Raw genomic sequence first — 23,214 nt, 5'->3', positions numbered from 1 at the left:
GAGGACGCTGTGCCCCAGGGCACTCGCCGGATGCTCAGCCGGTCCTCGACCGGCCCCGTGCGGTTCGTGGTGTCTGGGCGGTCCGGCCGCCTCCCCCTCCGGCCGTCAGGCGCGCTCGACCGCCATCTCGCCCAGCTCCCGATCGTGGACCGCGGACTCTGACGACACGGTGAACACCGCCGCGAGCAGATGCTCGTCGCGCGAAGACCGGCCGACGAGCAGCTCGAAGTCGCCGGGTTCAACGGTTCGGCGGCCCGCCGCATCCACGATGGTGCAGTCCGCGACCGGCAGGGCGATCTCGACCGCGACGACCTGTCCTGGTTCGAGATCGACGTGCCGGTAGGCCTTGAGCTCCTTGTCGGCCCAGCTCACCGACGTCACGCTGTCGCGCACGTACACCTGCACGATCTCGTGCGCGGGACGGTCGCCGGTGTTGCGCAGGGTCACCCGGGCACGGACGGTGCCGGTCATCGAAAGATCGGCACCGATGATCTGCAGCTCCGAGTAGTCCACGGTCGAGTACGACAGGCCCTCGCCGAAGGCGAACTGCGGGCTCTGGGTGAGGTCGGCGTAGCGGCTGCCGTGCTGACCGCGGATCTGGTTGTAGTAGATCGGCAGCTGTCCGACGTGTCGCGCGAACGAGATCGGCAGGCGGCCGCTCGGCTCGATCAGCCCGAGCAGGAGCTCGGCGACAGCTCGGCCTCCCTGCATGCCGGGATTGGCCGCCCAGACGAGCGCCGCGGCGTCCGTCACGGGCGCCGGAAGCACATGCGGCTTGGACGCGAGCAGCACGACGACGAGCGGGGTGCCGGTCGCCGCGAGCGCCTCGAGCAGCGCGAGCTGCCCGCCCATGAGCTCCAGCGTCGCGGTCGATCGGCCTTCGCCGACGAGCTCGATCCGGTCGCCGACCACGACGACCGCGTAGTCGGCGCGCTGGGCGGCGGCGACGGCCGCGGCGATGAGCTCGGCATCCGGAGCAGCGGGAATGACCACCTGCGGTCGGGGCTGCCCGTCCGGGAGGAGCGCGCCCTCGGGGTCCTCCTCCAGGGTCAGGATCGAGGCGCCGCGCGCGTACTCGATCTCCCAGTTCGCGGGCGCATGTGCGCGCAGACCGTCGAGGACGGTCATGATCATCTCCCGCGGGTGGCCGTTCGGGATCCAGTCGACCTGTCCGGACGATCCCGCCCAGTCCCCGAGCTGCGTCTGGGCGTCATCAGCCAGTGGGCCGATGACGGCGACGCGCCTCGGACCGTCGGGGCTGGGCAGCGCTCGCCCGGACTCGTCCGCGACGAGTCCGCCGGCGAGCGGAAGGACGCCCTCGTTGCGCAGGAGCACCAGCGAGCGACGGGCGACGTCGAGATTGAGCGCCGTGTGCGCGGGGTTCGCGATGACGTCGGCGATGGCTCCGGCATCCGGAAGCCGAGGGTTCTCGAAGAGCCCGAGCTCGAACTTCAGCAGCAGGATGCGGGAGACCGCCGCATCGAGGGCGTCCTCGGTGAGCAGTCCCTGGTCGATCGCGTCGATCGCGCCCTGGAAGAATCCCGGAGTCGTCATCACCATGTCGTTGCCGGCATTGACGGCCGCCGCTGCGGCGTGGGCGTAGTCGGGCTGGATGCGCTGCTCCCACACCATCCGGCCGACGTTGTCCCAGTCCGTGATGAGGGTGCCGGTGTAGCCCCACTCTCCGCGGAGCACATCGTTGAGCAGCCAGTCGTTCACGGTGATCGGCACGCCGTCGGTGCTCTGGTAGCCGAGCATGAAGGTGCGGCATCCCTCCTTCGCCACCCGCTCGAACGGGGGCAGGAACCACGACCGGAGCTTGCGGTGCGAGATATCGGCCTCGCTGGCGTCGCGCCCGCCCTGTGTCTCGGAGTAGCCCGCGAAGTGCTTCGCGGTGGCGAGGATCGCAGTCGGGTCGTCGAGGCCGCCGCCCTGATAGCCGCGCACCATCGCCGAGGCGAGCTCGCCGATGAGGAACGGGTCCTCGCCGAACGTCTCGTTCACCCGTCCCCAGCGGAGGTCGCGCGCGATGCAGAGCACGGGGGAGAACGTCCAGTGGATGCCGGTGGCGGACACCTCGACGGCGGTGGCCCGCGCGACCCGCTCGACGAGCTCAGCATCCCAGGAGGAGGCCATGCCGAGCTGAGTCGGGAAGATCGTCGATCCCTCCCAGAACGAGTGGCCGTGGATGCAGTCCTCGCCGACCAGGAGCGGGATGCCGAGACGCGTGCGGCCGGTCAGCTCGCGCGCACGGAGCACGCGCTCGGGCGAGGCGTGCAGGATCGACCCGGAGTGCATGTGCAGCACCTCGTTCTCGAGGTCGTCGCGCGCGTCGAGCTGCATCATCTGGCCGACCTTCTCCTCGAGGGTCATCCGGCCGAGCAGATCGGAGATCCTCTGGTCGACGGGAAGCGCCGGATCGCGGAAGGGCAGCGTCGTGGTCACGAGTTCTCCTGGGTCGTCGTGTCGGGGCGCACGACGGTGACGGTGTCGTTGACGTTCATGCCCTTCTTCTTCATCGCGCGAGCACGCTCACCCGCCGAACGCAGGCGCGGGTTGACGTACTCGTCGATGCCGAAGTTGATGAGCGAAAGCGCGACGCCGATGGCGGCGATGCACAGGCCCGGAGGGAGGAACCACCACCACTGGCCCTGACGGAAGGCGCCCTGCGCGCTGGCCCAGTTGAGGATCGTGCCCCAGTTGTAGGTCGTCACCGGGATGATCCCGATGTAGGACAGCGTCGTGAGGGCGATGATCGCCGCGGTCACCGTGCCAACGAAGCTCGCGGCGATGAGCGCCATGAGGTTGGGGAGCATCTCGACGGTGATGATGCGGCGCAGCGGCTCTCCGTTGGCGCGGGCGGCCAGCACGAAGTCGCGGCTGCGCAGCGACATGGTCTGGGCGCGCAGCACCCGGGCGCCCCACGCCCAGCCGATGAGACCCAGCACCGTCGCGATGACCCACAGCGGCGGGTCTTCGAACATGGTGGAGACGATGATGATGAGCGGGATGCCGGGGATCACCAGGAAGACGTTGGTGAGCGCCGACAGGCCCTCGCTGCGCCACCCGCGGACATAGCCCGACGTCACGCCGACGACGATCGCGATGACGGTGGCGATGATGGCGGCGAGGAAGCCGACCACGATCACCCCGCGCGTGCCGTAGATGACCTGGCTCAGCACGTCCTCGCCGATGTGGGTCGTGCCGAGCCAGTGCGCGCCCGAGGGCGGCTGGAACCGCGCCGTGTTGTCCACCTTGGTCGGCGAGTACGGGGCGAGGACGTCGGCGAAGATCGCGACGAGCACGAAGAACCCGAGGATCGACAGTCCCGCGATCGATTTGCCGTTGCTGAACATCGCGAAGGCGGAGCCGAGCCGGGACCAGTACGTCGGCTTCTTGCGCGGGGATGCGCTGCCGGGGGAGGCGGTCCGCACGTTCGCGGTCGCGGGGGCGTTCGCGGCGCCCTTGGTCGTGTTGTCGTTGACCATGGTGTCCATGCTCAGGCCTCCGTCTGGCGCGTGCGCGGGTCGAGGAATCCGTAGGCGACATCCGCCATGAGGTTCGCGACGAGCACTGAGATCGTGAGTACGAGGAAGACCCCCTGCATGAGGGCGTAGTCCTTCGCGTTCGTGGCATCGAGCAGCAGCTTGCCGACGCCGGGGTAGCTGAACACCACCTCCATCACGATCGTGCCGCCGACGATGAATCCGAGGGCCAGCGCGAAGCTCTGGATCTGGGGCAGGACGGCGTTGCGCGCCGCGTACCGCCAGAGCACACGCTGGTTCGGCATGCCCTTGGCATGCGCGACCGTCACGTAGTCCTCATCGAGCACCGTGAGCATCATGTTGCGCATGCCCAGCATCCAGCCGCCGATCGATGCCAGCACGATGGTCGCGGCAGGGAGGAAACCGTGATGGAGGACGTCGCCGATGAACTCCGCTGACCATTCGGGCTTCACCCCGACCCCATACGCCTTGCCGATCGGGAACCAGCCGAGGAGAACCGAGAAGACCGAGATGGCGAGCAGTCCGAGCCAGAAATAGGGGATGGTGCTGAGGAACGTCGTGATAGGGATGAGCGCGTCGAGCCGGCTGCCGCGACGCCAGCCGACGATGGCGCCGCCGATGGTGCCGATCGCGAACGCGACGAGCGTGGCGAAGCCCACGAGCGCCACCGTCCAGATCAGCGACTGGCCGACGACCTCCGTCACGGGCCGCATGCCGTGGAGCAGCGAGATGCCCAGGTTGCCCCGCAGGAGCATGGCCMAGTAGTCGAGGTACTGCTGCCAGAGCGACGTATCGGTGTCGAGGCCGAGCAGAGCGCGCAGCGCCTCGGCCGCCTCCGGGGTGACATTGCGGTTGCGGGCGAGGTACGCGCTGACGGCGTCGCCCTTCATCATGCGCGGGAGGAAGAAGTTGATCGTGATCGCCGCCCACAGCGTGAACAGGTAGAAGAGCGCCCGTCCGCCGATGAAGCGCCATGGGATCCGCGAGTGGCCTTTGACGGCTCTGGTCGCCGTCGTTCCGGCCTCGATCGCGTCGAAGTCGGGCGCGGGGATCTGGGGCGCGACCGCGCTCACTTTCCACCTCCGAGGATGCCGCCTGCGTGGGCGAAGAAGGAATCGGGATCGGGGGATGCTGCGCGCAGCTCCTGCGTGTACGGGTTCTGCGGACGCAGGATCACGTCGTCTGCGGGGCCGCGCTCCACGACACGACCCTGATTGAGCACAAGGATCTCGTCGCTGAAGTGACGCGCAGTCGCCAGGTCGTGGGTGATGTAGAGCACACCGAGCCCCTCTTCGCGCTGCAGCTCCGCCAGCAGGTTGAGCACCCCCAGCCGGATCGACACGTCCAGCATCGAGACAGGCTCGTCGGCGACGAGGATGGCGGGGCGGGACGCGAGCGCGCGGGCGATCGCGACGCGCTGACGCTGGCCGCCCGACAGCTCGTGCGGTCGGCGGTCGATGACGCTGTCGGCGTCCAGACGCACCCTGTCGAGGAGACGGTAGACCTCGTCATCCAGCTGGTCCTTCGGCACCACCTTGTCGAGCTGAAGCGGCCGCTGGATGGCGTAGCGGATGGAGTGATAGGGATTGAGCGATGCGAAGGGGTCCTGGAAGACCATGCGCAGCTGCTGCCGGTAGGCGCGCAGACCCTTTCCCCGACGGGGGATCGGCTCCCCGCCGAGACGGACCTCGCCGCTCGTGGGCCACTCCAGCTGGGTGAGGATCTTCGCGATGGTCGACTTGCCGCTGCCGGACTGGCCCACGAGGCCGATCGTCTGGCCCGAGTGGAGCGTGAAGCTCACGTCGTCGAGGGCTTTGRTCTGGCCGGCGCCGCGGACCGAGTAGACCTTGGTGACGGCGTCGAATTCGAGGACGGTCATCGCAGGACCACCCCTCTCTCTCCGGTGAGTCGTGGGAACGACGCGAGCAGCGTCCGGGTGTAGTGGTCCTGCGGATCGGTCCAGATGCGCTCCGCCGTGTCGAGTTCGACGATCTCGCCCTCGCGCATGATGGCGATGCGGTCGCTGATCTCGAGCAGGAGCGGCAGGTCGTGGGTGATGAAGATCACCGAGAAGCCGAACTCGTGGCGCAGATGGGAGATCTGACGCAGGATCTCGCGCTGAACGAGCACGTCGAGGGCGGTCGTGGGCTCGTCCATCACCATGAGCTGCGGACGCAGTGCGAGCGCCATCGCGATCATCACACGCTGACGCATGCCGCCGGACAGCTCGTGGGGGTATGAGCGGTAGCGCTGCGCACCGACCTTGACGGTCTCCAGCAGCTCGTCGACCGCTTCGCGTCGCTGTGAACGACTGAGCTCGGGGCGATGCACCTCGAAGACGTCGTCCAGCTGCGACCCGACCGTGGCGACCGGGTTGAGCGAGTTCATCGCCCCCTGGAAGACCATCGAGATCTTGTCCCAGCGGAAGCGGCGCATCTCCTCGGCGTCGAGGCCGCTGATGTCGACGTTTTCGCCGCTCGCATCGTGGAAGACGACGGAGCCGCTCGTGATGACGGCCGGCGGCTTGAGCAGTCGCTGCAGGCCGTACGCGAGCGTGGTCTTGCCGCACCCGCTCTCGCCGGCGAGCCCGAGGATCTCGCCGCGCTGGATTTCCAGGGTGACGTTCTTGACCGCTCGCACCGGGGGATCGACGTCGTAGACGATCGAGAAGTCGTGGACGGAGAGCAGCGGATCGTGCATCGTTGCTGGTTCGCTTTCGTGGAGGGTGGCATGCTGACGGGGCGGATGCGCGGCATCCGCCCCGTCAGCGGTGCATTATTCGGCGGGCTGCAGCTTGGTGAGGATCTGCACGATCGCCGGCTGCGTCGGATCGGCCGAGGCGTACTGGTCTGATTCCGACGGCCACCCGACGTAGTTGCGGGTGTTGAACTCGCCGAGGAGCGGGTGAGCTCCGAGCGGGATGGCGGGCACGTTGTCGACGAACGCCTTCTCGATCACGGCGATGGCCGACGCACGGTCGGCGTCCGACGATGCGTTCGCGTAGGTGTTCAGTGCCGCCGTGACCGCCGGGTCGTCGAAGCGTCCGAAGTCGAACTGCGCCTTGTCGTCGACGATCCACTTCGGGTCCATGGTGGAGGTGTACAGGCCATAGGCGTTGCCGGTGTCCTCGAGCCAGTGGATGATCGCCTGGAAGGTGCCCTCCTGACGTGCGGCATCCCAGCCGCCCCAGTCGGGCTGGTCGACCTTGACCTCGATGCCGAGGCCCTCCTTGAGCTCCTCGGCGATCAGCGCCTGCTCGGTGTTCCAGTCGCTCCAGCCTGCGGGGACCGAGATCGAGAACGAAACGGCCTCGCCGTCGGGGTCGACGAGCTTGTCGTCCTTCCAGGTGTAACCGGCGTCGGTGAGGATCTGGCGAGCCTTCTCGACGTCGACGGAGTAGCTCTGATCGGCATACTCGGGAATGATCTCGTCCTGGAGCAGCGCGCCGAGACCTGTGACGTTCCAGATCGCCTCGCTCGCGCCTTCGCGGGCGATGTCGACGTAGGCCTGGCGGTCGATCGTCCAGGCCAGCGCCTGCCGCAGAGCCGGGTCGTTGAAGGGCTTCGTCTGCAGGTTCATGAACAGCGTCCCCGCGCCGGCCGTGGGGGAGGCGAGGAAGTGGTTGTCCTCGTCGGCCGCCAGGTAGCTGTCTTCGATCTGCGGGATGAACGCCTGCGCCCAGTCCGCCTCGCCTGAGACGAGAGCGGTGGTGAGGGCGGCGTTGTCGCCGTACGACACGTAGTTCAGTTCGGGCACCGACAGCTCGCCACCCCAGTAGTCCGGGTTCGCCGTGAGGGTGACCGATTCGGTCGTCCACGAGTCCAGCACGTACGGGCCCGTGCCCACGACCTGGCCCTCGCCGGTCAGCGGGTCGGTGTTCGGGTCTTCGATGTCCTTCCAGATGTGCTCGGGCACGATCTGGAAGTGCAGCACCCGAGCCTGCTGGGTGAACTTGGAGCTGTTGAAGTCGATCGTGACGGTGTCGCCGTCGACCATGACGCTCTTGAGGTCGAGCGCGTTCGTGTCGTTGAGCTTGCCGTCCAGGACCTGGTTGAACGAGAACGCGATGTCGTCGGCGGTGAAGTCTTCGCCGTCGCTCCACTTCACGCCGCTCCGGGCGACGGCGGTGAGCTGCGTGTAGTCGTCGTTCCACTCCACGGACTCGGCCAGCCAGGGCGTGGTGCCCAGGTCGCCGGTCGGGTTGACGAGGGCGAGCGATTCGAAGATGACCATGCGGTACGCGTATTTCGCTGCAGACGAGTCGCCCAGATAGGGGTTGTTCGACTCGGTCGTGATCGCGCCGTCAGGCTTCGCGATCGTGAGCGCCGCGCTTCCGGACGAGTCGTCGGCGCCCCCGCCGGCACAGCCGGTGAGCACCAGCGCCGCGGCGATGCCGGCGGCGGCGAGGGTTGTTCTGAGCCTCATTGCTTCTCCTTGATGGTGGATGCACGACATCGTGTTCCGCGTGGTCGACGACGGCGTCGAGTGGTGATTGCTGGATTAACTTACAATCAAGTTAGTAACTACGCAACCGACCCGGTGAACAGGATGCGGCCCGGCCGTGCGTAGACTCTCACTCGCTGTCGGCAAGGCCCGATCGTCAGCATTAATCAGGAGGGATGCCACCGATGGCGACTCTGCGTCGGCAGCCGCGTTCGCGGCCAGAAACCCTCGCCCGGCGGCGCGAGATCCTCGATGCGGCGGTGGAGATCTTCGGGAGCAAGGGCTACGCGAACGGCACCCTCGTCGACATCGCCGACCAGGTCGGGATGACTCACGCCGGCATCCTCCACCACTTCGGGTCGAAGGATCAGCTCCTCCTGGAGGTGCTCCGCTACCGCGACGAGACGGATGTCGCCGATCTCGAGGAGCAGCACATCCCCGACGGGATGCCGCTGTTCCGGCACCTGGTGCGGACAGCGATCCTCAACGCGCAGCGCGCCGGCATCGTGCAGACGTTCGTCGTGCTCTCGGCCGAGTCCGTCACCGACAACCATCCTGCTCGGGCGTTCTTCGAGGCGCGCTACCGACAGCTCCGCGCCGAGATCGCCCACGCGTTCCAGGTGGTGTGCGAAGAGCGGGGTGTGAGCGCCCCGGCGACCATCGCCGACGCCTCGGCCAGCATCCTCGCCCTGATGGACGGCCTCCAGGTGCAGTGGCTTCTCGAACCGAAGGCTGTCGATCTGGCGGGTGCGACCGAGTTCGGAATCGAGGCGATCGTCTCGTCGGTACTGGACCCGCGGCCGTCACAGCTTGCGGAGTGAGTGGACATTCCTTGAGGTGCGCCTGCGCCCCGGTGGCTGGTTACGCGGACGGCTCCTGAGGAATGTCTCCGATCAGACGGAACGCCGGACGACCGTGTAGCGGTCGTGCTCCTCAGCGGGTGTGAAGCCGCGGGCATCGAACATCGGCCGAGGTCCGAGGAACGACGGGGCGTCCTCGCGGGAATCCTCTCGGCGCGGGTATCCCTCGACGAATTGCACCCCTCGCGCCGCGGCGTCGTCGACGACGCGATCGAGGAGCGCCGATGACACGCCGTGCCGCCGGTAAGGCGGGGCGATGATGAAGCAGGACACCCCCACGACCGTGTCAGGCGCGGGACCGTCGGGATCGACGTCGCTGTACTTGCCGTACGTCGATCGGAGTGACGCGTTGACCCAGCCCGCCGGGCGGCCGTCGACGTAGGCGAGGTAGCCGAGGGTCGCTCCTGCTCGAAGCCGCTCGACCATCTCTGCGCGCACATCCCGCCATGGCCGCTCGGGAGCGTCGCCGGTATGAGGATGCAGGCAGTAGCAGGATCCCCAATCGGGGTTGTCGGGGAAGGCGTCACGGTCGAAGAACCGCAGCCAGTCCTCGATGCGCTCCTCCGTGACCGGGTGCACTTCGACCGATCCGATCGACGGAAGCCGCTCGAGCGGGCCGTCCTCGCGCACCGAGGCATCCGCGAAGTTCTGCGCCCACAGCCGAAGCTCTTCGTCGGGATACGGCACGTCGTGTGCCGCTCGCACGTGTGTGAGCAGCTTCTCTACGAGCGGCTCCCTGTCGTCGCCCTCGAAGCGTCCGTCGTTCTCGAAGCACTCGATCCACATGTCAGTGCACTCCCTCGAGGTGGCGTCATCGGCATTCGATATTCGCACGAACCGATTCCGTCCGGAACCGCGTCGCATGTCTCACCAAGACCACTGCGCCGGCTGTCAAGCCCCTCCGACGATCCACTCGCCAGTCGTTACCGTCGCGGTCCACGACGTCGAAAGGATTCACCGTGACTGACACCACCCGCACGTCCCGATACGCCGAGACCGCCATCCAGAAGACGGCTCTCATCGTCGGCATCGTCTTCCTGATCGTCGGGATCGCCGGCTTCATCCCCGGGATCACGCATCCGATGGAGGAGATGGATGCCGCAGGAGCGGACTCCCAGGCCATGCTGTTCGGCGTGTTCCAGGTCTCGATCCTGCACAACATCGTCCACCTCCTGTTCGGACTCGCGGGCGTGGCCGTCGCGGCCCGTGCTCGAGCATCGCGCCAGTACCTGATCTGGGGAGGCGTGGTCTACCTGCTCCTCTTCATCTTCGGGCTCTTCGCGGTGAACGCTCCGGACGCGAACTTCGTGCCCGTGAACAGCGCCGACAACTGGCTGCACCTCGTGCTGGGAATCGGCATGATCGCGCTGGGTCTGCTCGTGGACCGCGACCGAGTCGCGCGCACAACCGCCAGCGACCGAGCTTCGTAGGCTCGCGAGGAGAACGTCGCCCGCCCATGGCGATGCGGGGTCTCATCGAGCGGCCGCCGGGTCTTTCGTATTGCGAAGACCTGATCACGGTCGCCGATGAGACCCGACTCCTCGAGAGGTTCGCGGCAATCGAGGTGACGCCGCTCGTCATGCACGGGATGCCGTCGCGCCGGCTCACCCGTCATTTCGGTATCGGCTACGACTTCGACACTCGCAGCACGGTCGAGGTCGAGCCCATACCGGACTACCTGTTCGGACTCCGATCGCTGGCAGCCGGGTTCAGCAACGTCGAGCCGGACAGCTTCGTCGAGGCGCTCGTCTCCTTCTACCCGTCCGGGGCGACGATCAGCTGGCACAAGGAACTGCTCGCCTTCGGTCCGGTTGTCGTCGGCATCTCCCTCGGTTCCGCGTGCGTGATGCGGTTTCAGCGCACCGCGGCTCAGGGCGATCGGCGCGTCTTCGAGCAGCCGCTTGCGCCGCGGTCGGCCTACGCGCTCACGGGCGCCGCTCGGTGGGCGTGGCAGCATTCGATACCCGGCGTCCCCGCCGACCGGTGGTCGGTGACTTTCCGCCAGCTGGCCTCGGGCCGCGGTTGAGCCTTCTTCACTCTTCGGGATGCTGTCTTTTCGCTGTCAAGCCCCTCACCGTTTCCGCGGGCGAGCGTGCACCCTGAGATCGCCTCGCCGCCATGCACCCCTGAGACCCAGCACAGCAGAGTTCGGCACCATGACTTCTCTCATTCCCCGTCCGGCAGGCCCTACCCCCAAGATGACCAAACCCGCCCAGCGCTCACGCGAACACAGGGCGGAACTCACGTGGTTGGGCAATGGCGCCTGGTGTGCACGCGACACGCGCGTCCCCGCCGATGACGCTCGGTGCGTCATCGCCTATGTCAAGTGCGTCGACGATCGTGTCGAGGTGATGTGGATCCACACGCGTCGTCCCCTCTCGACATTCGGATCGCTGCGCGAGGCCTACAGTGCGCTGAACGAATCGCTCAGCTGAGCTCGGCGGCAGCGCCGGTGGACGATCCCGTCCAGGCGCACGGCCAAGCGTCGTCCGCTATGCTGGGTGGCAATCGGTTGCCAATGTCGGCCAGACCGAAGCGATTGGACGGACGCACATGCTGAAACCCCGCCCCAGCGAAACCCGTGAACTCATGAGCCTCGACGGGCTTTGGAACTTCTGCCTCGACCGTGAGGAACTCCACGAGCCATGGTCGGGGCCGCTGCCTACGTCGGCGGAGATCCCGGTGCCGTCCAGCTACAACGATGTTCTTGCCGACCAGCAGGTGCACGACCACGTGGGATGGGTCTGGTATCAGCGCACCGCTCGAGTGCCGCGGGGATGGGCCGGCGAGCGGATCGTCCTCCGCGTCGACGCGGCCACGCACGAGGGCGTCGCGTATGTGAACGGAACGCAGGTGGCCCACCACGTCGGCGGATACCTGCCGTTCGAGGCCGACATCTCAGACATCGCCGAGGCCGGCGCCGAGGTGCTCATCACCATCGGCGTGAACAACGAGCTCACGAACGAGACCGTTCCGCCGGGCACCGTGGTGACCGGGGCCGACGGCATCCGTCGACAGACCTATCGACATGACTTCTACAACTACGCCGGGCTCGCCCGATCGGTCTGGCTCGCCTCGACGCCGAAGACGCATGTACAGGACATCACTGTCGTCACCGATGTCGACGGCAGGACCGGCATCGCGGATATCCGGGTCGTGGCGACCGGAGGTGCCGTGCGATTGACGCTCCTGGATGCGGCCGGGACGACCGTCGCATCCGCTCAGGGCGCTGCGGCACGGCTTGAGGTGCCCGAGGCGCAGCTGTGGCGCCCCGGCCAGGGCTACCTCCACACTCTCCGCGTCGACCTCGTGGACGATGACGGTGCGCTGCTGGATCGCTACGAGCTGCCCGTCGGGATCCGCTCGGTGCGGGTCGAAGGTGCGAAGTTCCTCATCAACGGCGAGCCGTTCTCGTTCCGGGGATTCGGAAAGCACGAGGACTCGGCGATTCGCGGCAAGGGCCACGACAACGCCCTCATGGTCCACGACTTCGCGCTCATGAAGTGGATCGGCGCCAACTCGTTCCGCACCGCGCACTATCCGTATGCCGAGGAGGTCCTCGAGTACGCGGACCGCCACGGCATCGTCGTCATCGACGAGACTCCCGCGGTCGGCATGAACCTCGGGCTGGGCGGAGGAGTCTTCGGCGGCGGGGGACAGCTGTCCTTCACTCCCGAGATGTTCAACGACCGCACGCGAGAAGCCCACGCCCAGTCCATCCGGGAGCTCATCGCCCGTGACAGGAATCATCCGTCCGTCGTCATGTGGTGTCTCCTGAACGAGCCTGACTCGACCGAAGAGGGCAGCCGGCCGTACGTCGAGCCGCTCGTGCGGCTCGCGCGCGAACTGGATCCCAGCCGCCCGCTGACCTACGCGAACGAGATGCGGGCGACGGTCGCGAAGGACCGCATCGCCGACCTCTTCGACGTTCTGAGCCTGAATCGCTACTACGGCTGGTACACGAATACCGGCGATCTGAAGTCAGCCGCCCGTTCCCTCGAAGAGGAGCTGCGCGACTGGGCTCGCACCTACGACAAGCCGATCATCATGACCGAGTACGGCGCCGACACGGTCTCGGGCTTGCACTCCGTGCTGGCCCAGCCCTGGAGCGAGGAATACCAGAGCGACTTCCTGGATGCCTATCACGCCGTCTTCGACAGCATCGATGCGGTCGTGGGGGAGCACGTCTGGAACTTCGCCGACTTTCAGACCTCGGCCGGGATCATCCGGGTGGACGGCAACAAGAAGGGCGTCTTCACCCGTGATCGTCGCCCCAAGGCTGCCGCCCACACGCTCCGTGCGCGGTGGAAGGGTGCCGAGGGGTGACGGCCGGCTAGGAGGCTGACGCCATCTGGATCGCCCGCTCGGCGGGCTCGGGGACGATGTCGAGTCCGTTGGGCCCGTTCGCGGCCGACATCAGCTCCTCGACCCAGTCGCGGTTGAGTCGGGGAGCCCGACCGCCGAAGAAGTGGAACTGGATCGGCACGGCGGGGCTCAGCCAGAAGCTGCGCTGTCCGCTCGCGTCACCCATGGCGAGGTTGAACATGAACGACTCCGAGCGTCGGAGCTTGTTCATGATGACCACACGCAGGTGGGCCAGTGTCCGGTCGTCGACCTCGAACGAGTTGGCGACGCCTGTACCGTAGATGAACTTGCCCACCGGGGCCTCCTGCTGTGTCGGTACCGCGCTGTCGGGATCTGGCGCACCGCACACCGTTGTGCGATGCGATTTGACCAATGAACCACCCCTCAGGGTGTGGCGGCACACCCCTGAGGGTGAAAAGCTGAAGCGTGATGACATCAGCGTCAGGCCGTCCGGTGACCGTGGCGTTGGTCGACGACTATGACGTCGTGCTCAAGGGTGTGGCGCACCTGTTCGATGAATACCGGGATCGCGTGGTGGTCGCCGAGATCGACGCGAACACCGATGTGAAGGACGTCGTCGACGTCGTCCTCTATGACACGTTCGCGCAGCCGGAATCCGACCAGGACCAGATCGCGGAGCTGCTGCGGAGCCCGCGCGCCCGCCACGTCGTCGTGTACACCTGGAACCTGCAGCCGGAGCTCATCGACGCCGCTCGCCGGCTCGGCGTGCACGGCTACCTGTCGAAGACCCTCCCCGCTGCGGAGCTCGTCGCGGCGATCGAAGCGGTGAACGCCGGCGAGATCGTGATCAGCCCGTCTCGGGGCCGCGCGGCCAGCGCTCTGGGGCTGGATTGGCCCGGGCGGCAGGAGGGGATCACCGACCGGGAGTCAGAGATCCTCGCCCTGATCACGCAGGGCAAGAGTAACGCCGACATCGCCGGGCTGACGCACCTCAGCCCGAACACCGTCAAGTCCTATATCCGTTCGGTCTACGGCAAGATCGACGCGTCGAACCGCGTCGAGGCGGTGCTCTACGGCATCAGCCATGGCTTCGCCCCCGACACGCATCGCATCGAGCACTGGCAGGGAGGGCCCTGAGTTCCTGCCGCGCTCGTCTCGCCGAAGTCCCGCTGCAGAGGACCTCAGTCAGGACTCGCCGGGCGTGGCGATGAGCCGCATGAAGGTCTCGAGCAGTGGGAGCGTCTCGAGGGACGGGTCGAGCAGCGCCTGGATTCGCAGGCCGTCAACCATCGCCATGACCATGGTGACCTTCTCGTCCGCGGTGAGCTCCTCACTGTCGTGAGCCGTCCCCAGCCGTCCGCTCGAGAGATACGCGCGTAGGCGCTTGCGGCGTCCGATGAAGAAGTCGTGGGCCGGATGCTCCGGGTTGGTGGCGGCCACCGCGATCGCGAGCCAGTTGCGCTGCTGCTCGGGGTGGGTGAACTCTTCCCGCAGCACGGTGCTGAGCACCTGCTCCGAGGGCACTTTCGAGCTGATGATCCGGCGCGCGAGCTCCTCGTCGTCTTCATCGCGCTGAGCGAGAGCGGCAAGGAGCAAGGCGTCCTTGCTCGCGAAGTGGCGGAGCAGGGCCGCGTGCGTGACATTCGCGCGCGCCGCGATGTCGCGGAGCGACGCACGCTCGTAGCCGTGCTCGGCGATGCTCGCCGACGCGGCGCGGATGATCTCAGCTCGCCGAGCCGGTGTCGACGCGGACGGTCCCCGCGTCCGGCGCGAGGCGGCCGGGCTCTGCGGGAGGTTCGCGGTGGCTGCGGTCACGGTCGGTCCTGTCTCTCCTCGTGCGGTCTAGCTGACGGTACAGCAACGTGCATCTCGGCTTGCCAAGTGTAACCACTGTGGTTACAGTAGGACAAACGTAACCATGGTGGTCACTTTTGATCCTGCGGTCGCAGGCCAGGATTCTGGGCTCGCCCCGGATGCCGCCCCCCACGATGAAGGAGTCACGGTGCTGAAGAGTCCCTTCGCTTTGACCGTCGACCACGGCGGCGACCAGTTCACCGTCACCGGCGCAGCACCGCGGCTGTCGTGGAAGTTCTCACCGGAGGCGCAGGGCGAGGTCCGGCACGAGATCGAGGCGCGCATCGACGGGCTCCCGGCGGCTCCGCTGCCCCGACTCTCGACGAGCCACCGCTTCGTCGCGTGGCCGTGGGCAGAACTGCACAGCGGGCAGCGGGTGCAGTGGCGTGTCCGCACCCTCGCCGGCGAGGCGAGGTCCGACTGGTCGGACTGGGCCTCTTTCGAGGCCGGTCTGCTCGCCGAGGACTGGACGGCATCCTGGGTCTCGCCCGTCGAGCCGGCCGACGCCGGGCACGGCCGACGACCCGCACACCTCCTCGCCACAGAATTCGAGCTGCCCGAGGGTGCCCGTTCGGCGCGGCTCTACGCCACCGCGCTCGGCGTCTACACGGCAGCCGTCAACGGCGAGCGCGTCGGAACCGTCGAACTGACGCCCGGGTCGACCTCCTACGACCGCACGCTCTACACGCAGGCGTGTGACGTCACCGAGCTGCTCCATCCGGGGATGAACCGGCTGGAGTTCGAGCTGTCCGACGGCTGGTACCGCGGGCAGGTGGGCGCGTTCCGCATGCCTGCAGCCTGGGGCGCGACCCTCGGCGTCCGCGCGGAGCTGCACGTCGAGAACGCCGACGGCACTCGCCGGATCATCCGCAGCGGCGAGAACTGGACGAGCGGACGATCCACGACCGTGCGCGCCGACCTGATGGACGGCCAGACGGTCGACTTCCGTCCCGCTGCCACCGACAGGATGCCCGTGCTCGTCGGCGCGGTCGACGCTCCGGACGCCGACTGGTCGCCCTCGCCGCCCGTCCGGGTCATCGAGACCCGGGCCGCGCAGTCGATCCGCGAAGTCGACGAGGGTGTCTGGGTGCTCGATTTCGGGCAGAACGCCTCGGGGTGGCTTCGGCTCGCCGACCTCGGCCCGGAGGGGACGCGCACCACGATCGACTACGGCGAGCACGTCGGCGCCGACGGGGACCTCACCACGTCTCATCTGGACGCCGAGCGTGCGGGCCAACCGCCGGTCGTCTTCGTGCAGCACGACGAGGTCGTCGCGGGTCCTCTCGGTGAGGTCTTCGAGCCGCGCCACACGATCCACGGCTTCCAGTACGCGCGGGTCACCCGCCAGGATGCCCCGCTCGACCCCTCCGGCGTCACGATGCAGATCGTCCACACCGACCTGCCCCGCACGGGGGCCTTCGCGTGCAGCGACGACGACCTGAACCGGCTGCACGCGATCGCCGAGTGGAGCTTCCGCGGCAACGCCGTCGACGTCCCCACCGACTGCCCCACGCGGGAGCGTCTGGCCTGGACCGGCGATTACCAGATCTTCGCGCCGACGGCGACCCGGCTCTACGACGTGCTTGGCTTCAGCCGGAAGTGGCTGCGGTCCGTCCGCGACGATCAGCTCGACGACGGGCGCATCGCCAACTTCTCTCCCGACGGCCGGCGCATCAAGCACCACCTGGACGACCAGTTCGCGATGATGACCGGGTCCGCGGGCTGGGGCGACGCGATCGTGGCCGTGCCGTGGGAGCTCTACGAGTCCTACGGCGACACGCAGATCCTCGCCGAGAACTGGCAGGCAATGGTCCGGTGGGTCGAGTGGGCCCTCGAGAAGGCGCGCAGCGAGCGCCATCACGGGCGTGCCGCGCGCAGCCCGCGGCCGGAGCCCTTCGAGCAGTACCTCTGGGACGGCACCTTCCACTGGGGGGAGTGGACCGAGCCGAAGGAGCGAGCCGCAGACGGCTCGCCGATCGATCCCATCAAACACAATCCGATGGCGTGGTTCATGGCCGACAAGGGCGAGGTGGGCACCGCCTTCCTCTACCGCTCGACCGAGACGCTCTCGCGGATCGCCTCGGTCCTGGGCCACGACGATGACGCCAGCAGGTATGCGGGCATCGCGGAGCAGATCCGGGCCGCGTGGCAGGCCGCCTACCTGCACGCCGACGGAACCACGGTCGCCGACACGCAGGCCGCGTACGTCCGCGCGCTGTCGTTCGGCCTGGTGCCGGAACAGCTGCGGGATGCCGCCGCCAGGCGCCTCGTCGAATTGATCCGGTCCGCCGACACCCACCTGCGGACGGGCTTCCTCTCCACCGGCGACCTTCTGCCCGTGCTCGCCGACACCGGCCACGCCGACGTCGCCTACGAGCTCCTCTTCCAGCGCACCGCGCCCTCATGGCTCAACATGATCGATCGCGGCGCGACGACGATCTGGGAGGACTGGGAGGGCATCGACGAGTTCGGTCTCGCCCACGAGTCGCTCAACCACTACAGCAAGGGGGCGGTCATCCGCTTCCTGCACACCCACACGCTGGGTCTCCGGCAGCAGCCGGGTTCGGTGGCGTGGGAATCCGTGGTGATCCAACCGGTCCCGGGTGCGTCCCTCAACTGGGCCCGCGGCTTCCACGAGAGCCCGCAGGGGACCATCCGCGTGGAGTGGCGCGTGCAGGACGGCGAGCTTCTCATCTCCGCGGAGCTGCCGGCAGCGACATCCGCCCGCATCGTCTTTCCCGACGGAACGGCGCTCACCGCCGGCCCCGGCACCTTCCACGGGCGGCGACCGCTGCCGACGTCGGCGCCTGCGTTCGCGCCAGCCATCTGACCACCGGCCGTTCCGCAGCCACCCCGACAGACCAATTCCACCGAAAGGACCGAAGATGACCACTTTCCCCGAGCACTTCCTGTGGGGCGCGGCGACCGCCGGGCACCAGATCGAGGGCAACAACGTCAACAGCGACTGGTGGGCCCGCGAGCAGCTCATGCCCGGGATGGAACTCTCCGGCGACGCCTGCGACAGCTACCACCGCTATGCCGAGGACATCCAGCTGCTGGCGGATGCCGGCCTCACCGCCTATCGATTCAGCCTGGAGTGGGCGCGCATCGAGCCCATCCGCGGGCGGTTCTCCCGCGCCGAGCTCGCGCACTACCGCCGGGTCATCGACGCGTGCCTCGATCGCGGAGTCACGCCCGTCGTCACCCTGCAGCACTTCACGACGCCGCAGTGGTTCGCCGAGGCAGGCGGATGGTCGGGAGCCGACGCGAAGGAGCTCTTCTCGCGGTACGTCGAGCAGGCCTGCACGATCCTCGACGGCGTCGAGTGGGTCGCCACGATGAACGAGCCGAACATGCAGGCGGCGATCATGACCGCGATGGCGCGGATGGAGCAGTCCGGCGGGCAGTGGCAGAGCCCCACCGTCGAGGGCGAGTACGTCAGCGACGAAGAGCGGGCGCAGGCGGCCCGCAACAACTTCCTGGCCTACGCCGATCCCGCAATCAGCCGTGCCTTCGTCGAGATCCACCACGCCGCGCGAGACATCGTGCGAAAGCACACCGACGCGAAGGTCGGCTGGACGATCGCCGCCGGTGCCCTGACCGCAGCTCCCGGCGGCGAGGAGAAGCTCCTCGAGATCCGCTACGGCAAGGAGGACATCTTCTGGGAAGGCAGCCGCGGCGACGACTGGGCCGGCGTCCAGGCGTACTCGAGCCAGCAGGTCGACGCGAACGGGCTCGTCCCGCACCCGCAGCTTCCCGACAACACGCTGGTCGGCACCACCTTCCGGCCCGACTCGCTCGCGATGGCGGTGCGGCACGCGACCGAGGTGACCCAGGGCGTTCCGATCCTCATCACCGAGAACGGCATCGCCACCGCCGACGACACGCAGCGCATCCGCTACACGGACGAAGCCCTGCAGGGCCTGCTCGGCACGATCGCCGACGGCATCGACGTGCGCGGCTATCTCCACTGGTCGCTGCTGGACAACTTCGAGTGGGGCCACTGGGAGCCGACCTTCGGCCTCATCGCCATTGACCGCGAAACGTTCCAGCGCACCCCCAAGCCGAGCCTCGCGTGGCTCGGCCAGGTCGCGCAGCACAACGCCCTCCCCGCGGGGGTGCCGGCGTGAGCTACCCCTTCGCGGATCTCTCCGCCGCACCCGTCCGCGACCTCCTCTCACTCGCAGGGCGTCGCGCACTCGTCACCGGGGGTGGCCGCGGGCTGGGGAAGGCGATCGCCTCCCGGCTGGCGGAAGCCGGCGCCTCGGTCGCCGTCGCCGACATCGATGAGGCGCTCGTCCTCCGGGCGGCATCCGAAATCGCGGATCGTGTCGGAGGCCGAGTGGTCGGTGTGCGCATGGACGTCACGGATGCCGCATCCGTCCGGGCTGCCACCGACGCGGTCGTCGAAGACCTGGGCGGCCTCGACATCTGGGTGAACAACGCCGGCGTCTTCCCCAGCATCCCGGTGCTCGACACCGCAGACGACGCGTGGGAGCAGGTCTTCGCCGTCAACACCCGGGGAGTCTTCAACGGGTCCCGCGAGGCTGCGCGCCGGATGGCGGAATCCGGCTCCGGGGTCATCGTCAACATCGTCTCCACCGCCGGGTTCGCGGGGACCGCGCCGGGGCTCTCGGCCTACGTCGGCTCGAAGCATGCGGTCCGCGGCATGACGAAGCAGATGGCGCTCGAATTCGCCCCGCTCGGCATCCGGGTCCTCGGCGTCGCCCCGACGTTCGTGCCCACCGAAGGCAACATGGCCGCCGCGGCGGCCGCGATGGATGCCGCCGGAGTCGATCCTGCCGCGCTCCCGGTCATGAACCAGAGCCTGATCGGCCGCCTCGGCACCCCGGACGACATCGCCCGGGTCGTGCTGTTCTGCGCCAGCGACATGTCGATGATCATGACCGGCAGCGTGCTCCTCGCCGACGCCGGACAGACCATCTAGCCCACTGAAGACGCCCGGAGACACCGATGCTGAAGCCCAGATCCACCCCTACCCGCGAACTCGTCAACCTCGATGGCGTGTGGCGATTCGCGATCGACACCCGGCTGCCCGAACAGCCGTGGCTGGCGCGTCTCGAGACGCCGCTCGAGGCGGCCGTGCCCGCCAGTTACAACGACCTCTTCGCCGACCCCGAGGTGCGTGATCATGTCGGCTGGGTGTACTACCAACGCGAGGTGCGCGTGCCGCGGGGGTGGGGGGCCGACCGCGTMCTGCTGAGGTTCGACGCGGCGACCCACGCGGCGCGCGTGTACGTCGACGATCGCCTCGTCGGCGAGCACGTCGGCGGCTACACCCCCTTCGATGTGGACCTCACCGACCTCGTCGCGGCGGGAGAGTCCTTCCGCCTGACGGTGGCCGTGAGCGGCGACCTCACGAACGAGACGGTCCCTCCCGGCAAGATCGAGGTCGGCATGGACGGGCGCCGTCGGCAGACCTATTTCCACGACTTCTACAACTACGCCGGCCTCGCCCGCTCGGTGTGGCTCTACAGCACCCCGAAGCTGCACGTGACCGACGTGACGGTGGTCACCGACTTCGAGGGATCAACGGGGCGCATCCAGTACGAGGTGGCCAGCTCGGGTGCGAGTGAGGTGCGGGTGCGGCTGACCGATGCGTCCGGCACCCTCGTCACCGAGGCCACGGGTGCGTCGGGCAGCGTGAGCGTGGCCGACGTCGTCCTGTGGCGTCCGGGTGCCGCTTACCTCTACGACATGACGGTCGACCTCGTCGCGGGCGACGAGGTCGTCGACAGCTATTCGATCCCGGTCGGCGTTCGCACCGTCGAGGTGCGCGGCCACGAGTTCCTCATCAACGGAGAGCCGTTCTACTTCACCGGCTTCGGCAAGCACGAAGACGCCCCTGTGCGCGGAAAGGGCCATGACGACGCGTTCATGGTCCACGACTTCCAGCTCATGGACTGGATCGGCGCCAACTCCTTCCGCACCTCGCACTATCCCTACGCCGAGGAGGTCCTCGAGTTCGCGGATCGTCACGGCATCGTGGTGATCGACGAGACGGCGGCCGTGGGGCTGAACATGGGGGTCGTCGGCGGGATGTCGGGCACCCCGCCCTTTCCGACCTTCTCCGACCAGTACGCCAATGCCAACACCCAGGCCGCGCACTCCCAGCATCTGCGCGAGCTGATCGCCCGCGACAAGAACCACCCCTGTGTCGTCATGTGGTGTATCGCGAACGAGCCCGCCTCCAACGAAGACGGAGCCTTCGAGTACTTCGAGCCGCTCGTCCGGCTCACCCGGGAGCTCGACCCGACGCGGCCCGTCACCTACTCGCTCGTGATGTTCGCCACCTTCCAGAACGACAAGCTGATCGACCTGTTCGACGTGGTGAGCATGAACCGCTACTACGGCTGGTACATCGCCACGGCTGACCTCGCCCTTGCCGAGCTGTACCTCCAGGGCGACATCCAGGGATGGATCGAACGCACCGGCAAGCCGATCATGATGACCGAGTACGGCGCCGACACCCAGCCGGGCGTGCACTCCATCTGGGATGCCGCCTGGACCGAGGAGTATCAGCGCGACTACCTCGCGATGAACCACCGGGTCTTCGACCGCTTCCCCCAGTTCGTCGGCGAGCAGGTCTGGAACTTCGCCGACTTCGCCACCTCGAACGGCATCCACCGCGTCGAAGGCAACAAGAAGGGCGTCTTCACCCGGGATCGCAAGCCCAAGGCCGCAGCCCACGCCCTCCGGGAGCGGTGGCGCGGGCTCGAGGGACGCAAGCCCGGCACCACCGACTGACAACACCCCCGCACGACGAGTATCCGACCATCACAATTGACGAAGGAGTCCACAATGAACACCGATGACGACCTGACCGCGGATGAGGCGGAACGCATCACCCTCGCTGCCGCGACCGGCAGGCCTATGACGGCCGGCCCCGCGGCCGGTCCCCTGACCACGACGGTCGCGACCGTCGACGGTCCCACCGAGCCCGTGACCAAGCGMTTCATCCTGTGGCTCGTCCTGCTGAACTTCGGCGCCGCGATGGCCTTCATCGTTCCGCTGACGTACTCGCTCGCGCTGCGCATCCAGCAGCTCGCGCCGGGCCACGAGGAGATCCTCGGATACGCGACCGGCATCGCCCAGACGGTCTTCATCCTCTCGTCGCCGCTGATCGGCATCTGGAGCGACCGCACCCGCAGTCGCCTCGGACGACGCAAGCCCTTCATCATCGGCGGGATCGTGGTCGGCATGATCGGGCTCGCCATCATCGGCGTCTCCCCGAACGTTCCCGTCATGATCCTCGGCTGGACGATCGGCATGCTCGGCTGGGCGAACGCCGCCGCAACGGTGCTGTTCATCCAGGCCGACCAGCTGCCGGACGCGCAGCGCGGCAAGGTGTCGGCCCTGACCGGTGTCGCCGCGCAGGTCGCCGCCATCATGGGCATCGGCGTGGTCTACGCCGTCGTCAATGTCAGCCAGTTCCTGGTCTTCGTGCTGCCCGGCATCGTCGGCACGATCCTGGCGCTGTTCTTCGTGTTCTTCGGGAAGGATGCCGATTCCCGCCACATGGACCTGCCGAGCGACAAGATCTCGCTCAAGAAGGTCTTCGGCGCCTTCGTGTTCAACCCCCGGAAGTACCCCGAGTTCGGCTGGAACTGGCTGGGCCGGTTCATCTTCTTCGTCGGGCTCTACTTCAACACCGCGTTCGGTACGTTCTTCTACTCGCAGCGACTCGGGCTCCCGATCTCCGAGATCGCCGGCCTCGTCGCGATCATCGGACTCCTCGGCATCGTCGCGGCGGTCGTCGGCGCGATCGGCGGAGGATGGCTCTCCGACAAGCTCGGCCGCCGCAAGCTCTTCGTCGGGATCGGCGCCGCACTGTTCGCCGTCGGCGCCGTGGTCGAGGCGACCGCCTACTCGATTCCCAACCTCGTCGTCGGTGCGGTGCTCATGAACCTCGCGCTCGCCGCCTTCGGCGCCGTCGACCAGGCGATCGTGATGGCCATCCTGCCTGACCGTTCCGAAGCCGGGCGCTACATGGCGGTCGTCCAGTTCGCGCAGAAGATTCCGAGCGCGTTCGCTCCCATCCTGGCCGCGGCCGTCATCACGATCGGCGCGGCAGACGGGGTCAAGAACTACACGCTGCTGTACCTCATCGGCGGCGCCCTGGCCCTCGTGGGTGCGGCGCTGATCATGGTCAAGGTCAAGTCGGTTCGCTGACTCCGGGTCGGGTGGCGGGATCGTCCGCCACC

At 67.8% G+C, this 23,214-nt stretch carries 20 protein-coding genes; 11 read left to right on the top strand and 9 right to left on the bottom strand.

The features are described 5' to 3' along the window. Window positions 1-105 precede the first annotated feature (105 nt). The 6 genes from AC1DP3_RS16210 to AC1DP3_RS16185 form a co-directional block, all read right to left on the bottom strand. The gene (locus AC1DP3_RS16210) at window positions 106-2,445 is read right to left on the bottom strand and encodes an exo-beta-d-1,3/1,6-glucosidase (protein ID WP_477295058.1); all 2,340 of its coding nucleotides are present in this window, start codon (window positions 2,443-2,445) and stop codon (window positions 106-108) included. Beyond that, window positions 2,442-3,497 (bottom strand): ABC transporter permease, encoded by a 1,056-nt coding sequence (locus AC1DP3_RS16205; protein ID WP_477295057.1) that lies wholly within the window; start codon window positions 3,495-3,497, stop codon window positions 2,442-2,444. Before AC1DP3_RS16205 ends, AC1DP3_RS16210 begins: the two co-directional genes overlap by 4 nt. A 2-nt stretch (window positions 3,498-3,499) precedes the next feature. After that, a complete protein-coding gene (locus AC1DP3_RS16200; RefSeq protein WP_477295055.1) occupies window positions 3,500-4,579 on the bottom strand; it encodes an ABC transporter permease in 1,080 nt (359 codons plus the stop codon). Continuing rightward, window positions 4,576-5,385, bottom strand: coding sequence for an ABC transporter ATP-binding protein (locus AC1DP3_RS16195; RefSeq protein ID WP_477295054.1), 810 nt, complete (start codon window positions 5,383-5,385; stop codon window positions 4,576-4,578). Before AC1DP3_RS16195 ends, AC1DP3_RS16200 begins: the two co-directional genes overlap by 4 nt. Next, window positions 5,382-6,206, bottom strand: a complete 825-nt coding sequence (locus AC1DP3_RS16190; protein WP_477295052.1) for an ABC transporter ATP-binding protein — start codon at window positions 6,204-6,206, stop codon at window positions 5,382-5,384. Before AC1DP3_RS16190 ends, AC1DP3_RS16195 begins: the two co-directional genes overlap by 4 nt. Before the next feature lie 75 nt (window positions 6,207-6,281). Then, a complete protein-coding gene (locus AC1DP3_RS16185) occupies window positions 6,282-7,931 on the bottom strand; it encodes an ABC transporter substrate-binding protein (RefSeq protein WP_477295050.1) in 1,650 nt (549 codons plus the stop codon). A gap of 203 nt (window positions 7,932-8,134) precedes the next feature. On the opposite strand from AC1DP3_RS16185, the gene AC1DP3_RS16180 reads away from it, so the two are divergent. Then, the gene (locus tag AC1DP3_RS16180; protein ID WP_477295048.1) at window positions 8,135-8,770 is read left to right on the top strand and encodes a TetR/AcrR family transcriptional regulator; all 636 of its coding nucleotides are present in this window, start codon (window positions 8,135-8,137) and stop codon (window positions 8,768-8,770) included. 72 nt (window positions 8,771-8,842) lie between these two features. On the opposite strand, the gene AC1DP3_RS16175 is transcribed toward AC1DP3_RS16180, so the two are convergent. Further along, window positions 8,843-9,595 carry a GNAT family N-acetyltransferase gene (locus AC1DP3_RS16175; protein ID WP_477295046.1) on the bottom strand — a complete coding sequence of 251 codons (753 nt, stop codon included), beginning with the start codon at window positions 9,593-9,595 and terminating at the stop codon, window positions 8,843-8,845. A 173-nt stretch (window positions 9,596-9,768) separates the two neighbouring features. Here AC1DP3_RS16175 and AC1DP3_RS16170 point away from each other — a divergent pair, with 173 nt between their 5' ends. The 4 genes from AC1DP3_RS16170 to uidA (AC1DP3_RS16155) all read left to right on the top strand — a co-directional run bounded on the left by AC1DP3_RS16170 (window position 9,769) and on the right by uidA (AC1DP3_RS16155) (window position 13,135). Further along, window positions 9,769-10,239: a DUF4383 domain-containing protein gene (locus AC1DP3_RS16170; RefSeq protein ID WP_477295044.1), complete on the top strand. Its 471-nt coding sequence runs from the start codon at window positions 9,769-9,771 to the stop codon at window positions 10,237-10,239. Between the two features lie 26 nt (window positions 10,240-10,265). Continuing rightward, window positions 10,266-10,835: an alpha-ketoglutarate-dependent dioxygenase AlkB gene (locus AC1DP3_RS16165; protein ID WP_477295042.1), complete on the top strand. Its 570-nt coding sequence runs from the start codon at window positions 10,266-10,268 to the stop codon at window positions 10,833-10,835. A 130-nt stretch (window positions 10,836-10,965) separates the two neighbouring features. Beyond that, on the top strand, window positions 10,966-11,244 hold the full coding sequence (locus AC1DP3_RS16160) for a hypothetical protein (RefSeq protein ID WP_477295041.1): 279 nt from the start codon (window positions 10,966-10,968) through the stop codon (window positions 11,242-11,244). A gap of 118 nt (window positions 11,245-11,362) precedes the next feature. Further along, the gene (uidA, locus tag AC1DP3_RS16155; protein ID WP_477295039.1) at window positions 11,363-13,135 is read left to right on the top strand and encodes a beta-glucuronidase; all 1,773 of its coding nucleotides are present in this window, start codon (window positions 11,363-11,365) and stop codon (window positions 13,133-13,135) included. Between the two features lie 7 nt (window positions 13,136-13,142). Here the strand turns inward: uidA (AC1DP3_RS16155) and AC1DP3_RS16150 are convergent, their stop codons facing one another. After that, a complete protein-coding gene (locus tag AC1DP3_RS16150) occupies window positions 13,143-13,469 on the bottom strand; it encodes a DUF7882 family protein (protein ID WP_477295038.1) in 327 nt (108 codons plus the stop codon). Between the two features lie 158 nt (window positions 13,470-13,627). Between AC1DP3_RS16150 and AC1DP3_RS16145 the strand changes: the two genes are divergently transcribed. After that, window positions 13,628-14,272: a response regulator transcription factor gene (locus tag AC1DP3_RS16145; protein WP_477295036.1), complete on the top strand. Its 645-nt coding sequence runs from the start codon at window positions 13,628-13,630 to the stop codon at window positions 14,270-14,272. Window positions 14,273-14,320: 48 nt separating this feature from the next. On the opposite strand, the gene AC1DP3_RS16140 is transcribed toward AC1DP3_RS16145, so the two are convergent. Next, window positions 14,321-14,950 carry a TetR/AcrR family transcriptional regulator gene (locus AC1DP3_RS16140; protein WP_477295034.1) on the bottom strand — a complete coding sequence of 210 codons (630 nt, stop codon included), beginning with the start codon at window positions 14,948-14,950 and terminating at the stop codon, window positions 14,321-14,323. Window positions 14,951-15,137: 187 nt separating this feature from the next. Between AC1DP3_RS16140 and AC1DP3_RS16135 the strand changes: the two genes are divergently transcribed. From AC1DP3_RS16135 to AC1DP3_RS16115, 5 genes are read left to right on the top strand one after another with little or no spacing between them, the layout of a single operon-like run. After that, complete coding sequence (locus AC1DP3_RS16135) at window positions 15,138-17,819, top strand: family 78 glycoside hydrolase catalytic domain (protein ID WP_477295032.1); 2,682 nt, start codon at window positions 15,138-15,140, stop codon at window positions 17,817-17,819. 55 nt (window positions 17,820-17,874) lie between these two features. Further along, the gene (locus tag AC1DP3_RS16130) at window positions 17,875-19,119 is read left to right on the top strand and encodes a glycoside hydrolase family 1 protein (protein ID WP_477295031.1); all 1,245 of its coding nucleotides are present in this window, start codon (window positions 17,875-17,877) and stop codon (window positions 19,117-19,119) included. Further along, window positions 19,116-19,937, top strand: a complete 822-nt coding sequence (locus tag AC1DP3_RS16125; protein ID WP_477295029.1) for an SDR family NAD(P)-dependent oxidoreductase — start codon at window positions 19,116-19,118, stop codon at window positions 19,935-19,937. Before AC1DP3_RS16130 ends, AC1DP3_RS16125 begins: the two co-directional genes overlap by 4 nt. 26 nt (window positions 19,938-19,963) lie before the next feature. Then, window positions 19,964-21,757 (top strand): beta-glucuronidase, encoded by a 1,794-nt coding sequence (gene uidA, locus AC1DP3_RS16120; protein ID WP_477295027.1) that lies wholly within the window; start codon window positions 19,964-19,966, stop codon window positions 21,755-21,757. 54 nt (window positions 21,758-21,811) lie between these two features. After that, window positions 21,812-23,182, top strand: coding sequence for an MFS transporter (locus AC1DP3_RS16115; protein WP_477295025.1), 1,371 nt, complete (start codon window positions 21,812-21,814; stop codon window positions 23,180-23,182). The last annotated feature ends 32 nt before the right edge of the window (window positions 23,183-23,214 follow it).

The organism is Microbacterium sp. P5_B6 (genome assembly GCF_056400345.1).
The sequence above is the reverse complement of the archived record's forward strand: the minus strand, read 5'-3'. Positions and strand labels throughout refer to the sequence as shown.

Bases quoted from the DNA above. Each gene is read 5' to 3' on its own strand.
- AC1DP3_RS16205 (WP_477295057.1), bottom strand. From the start codon at position 3,497: ATGGACACCATGGTCAACGACAACACGACCAAGGGCGCCGCGAACGCC.
- AC1DP3_RS16190 (WP_477295052.1), bottom strand. From the start codon at position 6,206: ATGCACGATCCGCTGCTCTCCGTCCACGACTTCTCGATCGTCTACGAC.
- AC1DP3_RS16185 (WP_477295050.1), bottom strand. From the start codon at position 7,931: ATGAGGCTCAGAACAACCCTCGCCGCCGCCGGCATCGCCGCGGCGCTG.
- AC1DP3_RS16180 (WP_477295048.1), top strand. From the start codon at position 8,135: ATGGCGACTCTGCGTCGGCAGCCGCGTTCGCGGCCAGAAACCCTCGCC.
- AC1DP3_RS16175 (WP_477295046.1), bottom strand. From the start codon at position 9,595: ATGTGGATCGAGTGCTTCGAGAACGACGGACGCTTCGAGGGCGACGAC.
- AC1DP3_RS16165 (WP_477295042.1), top strand. From the start codon at position 10,266: ATGGCGATGCGGGGTCTCATCGAGCGGCCGCCGGGTCTTTCGTATTGC.
- AC1DP3_RS16160 (WP_477295041.1), top strand. From the start codon at position 10,966: ATGACTTCTCTCATTCCCCGTCCGGCAGGCCCTACCCCCAAGATGACC.
- uidA (WP_477295039.1), top strand. From the start codon at position 11,363: ATGCTGAAACCCCGCCCCAGCGAAACCCGTGAACTCATGAGCCTCGAC.
- AC1DP3_RS16130 (WP_477295031.1), top strand. From the start codon at position 17,875: ATGACCACTTTCCCCGAGCACTTCCTGTGGGGCGCGGCGACCGCCGGG.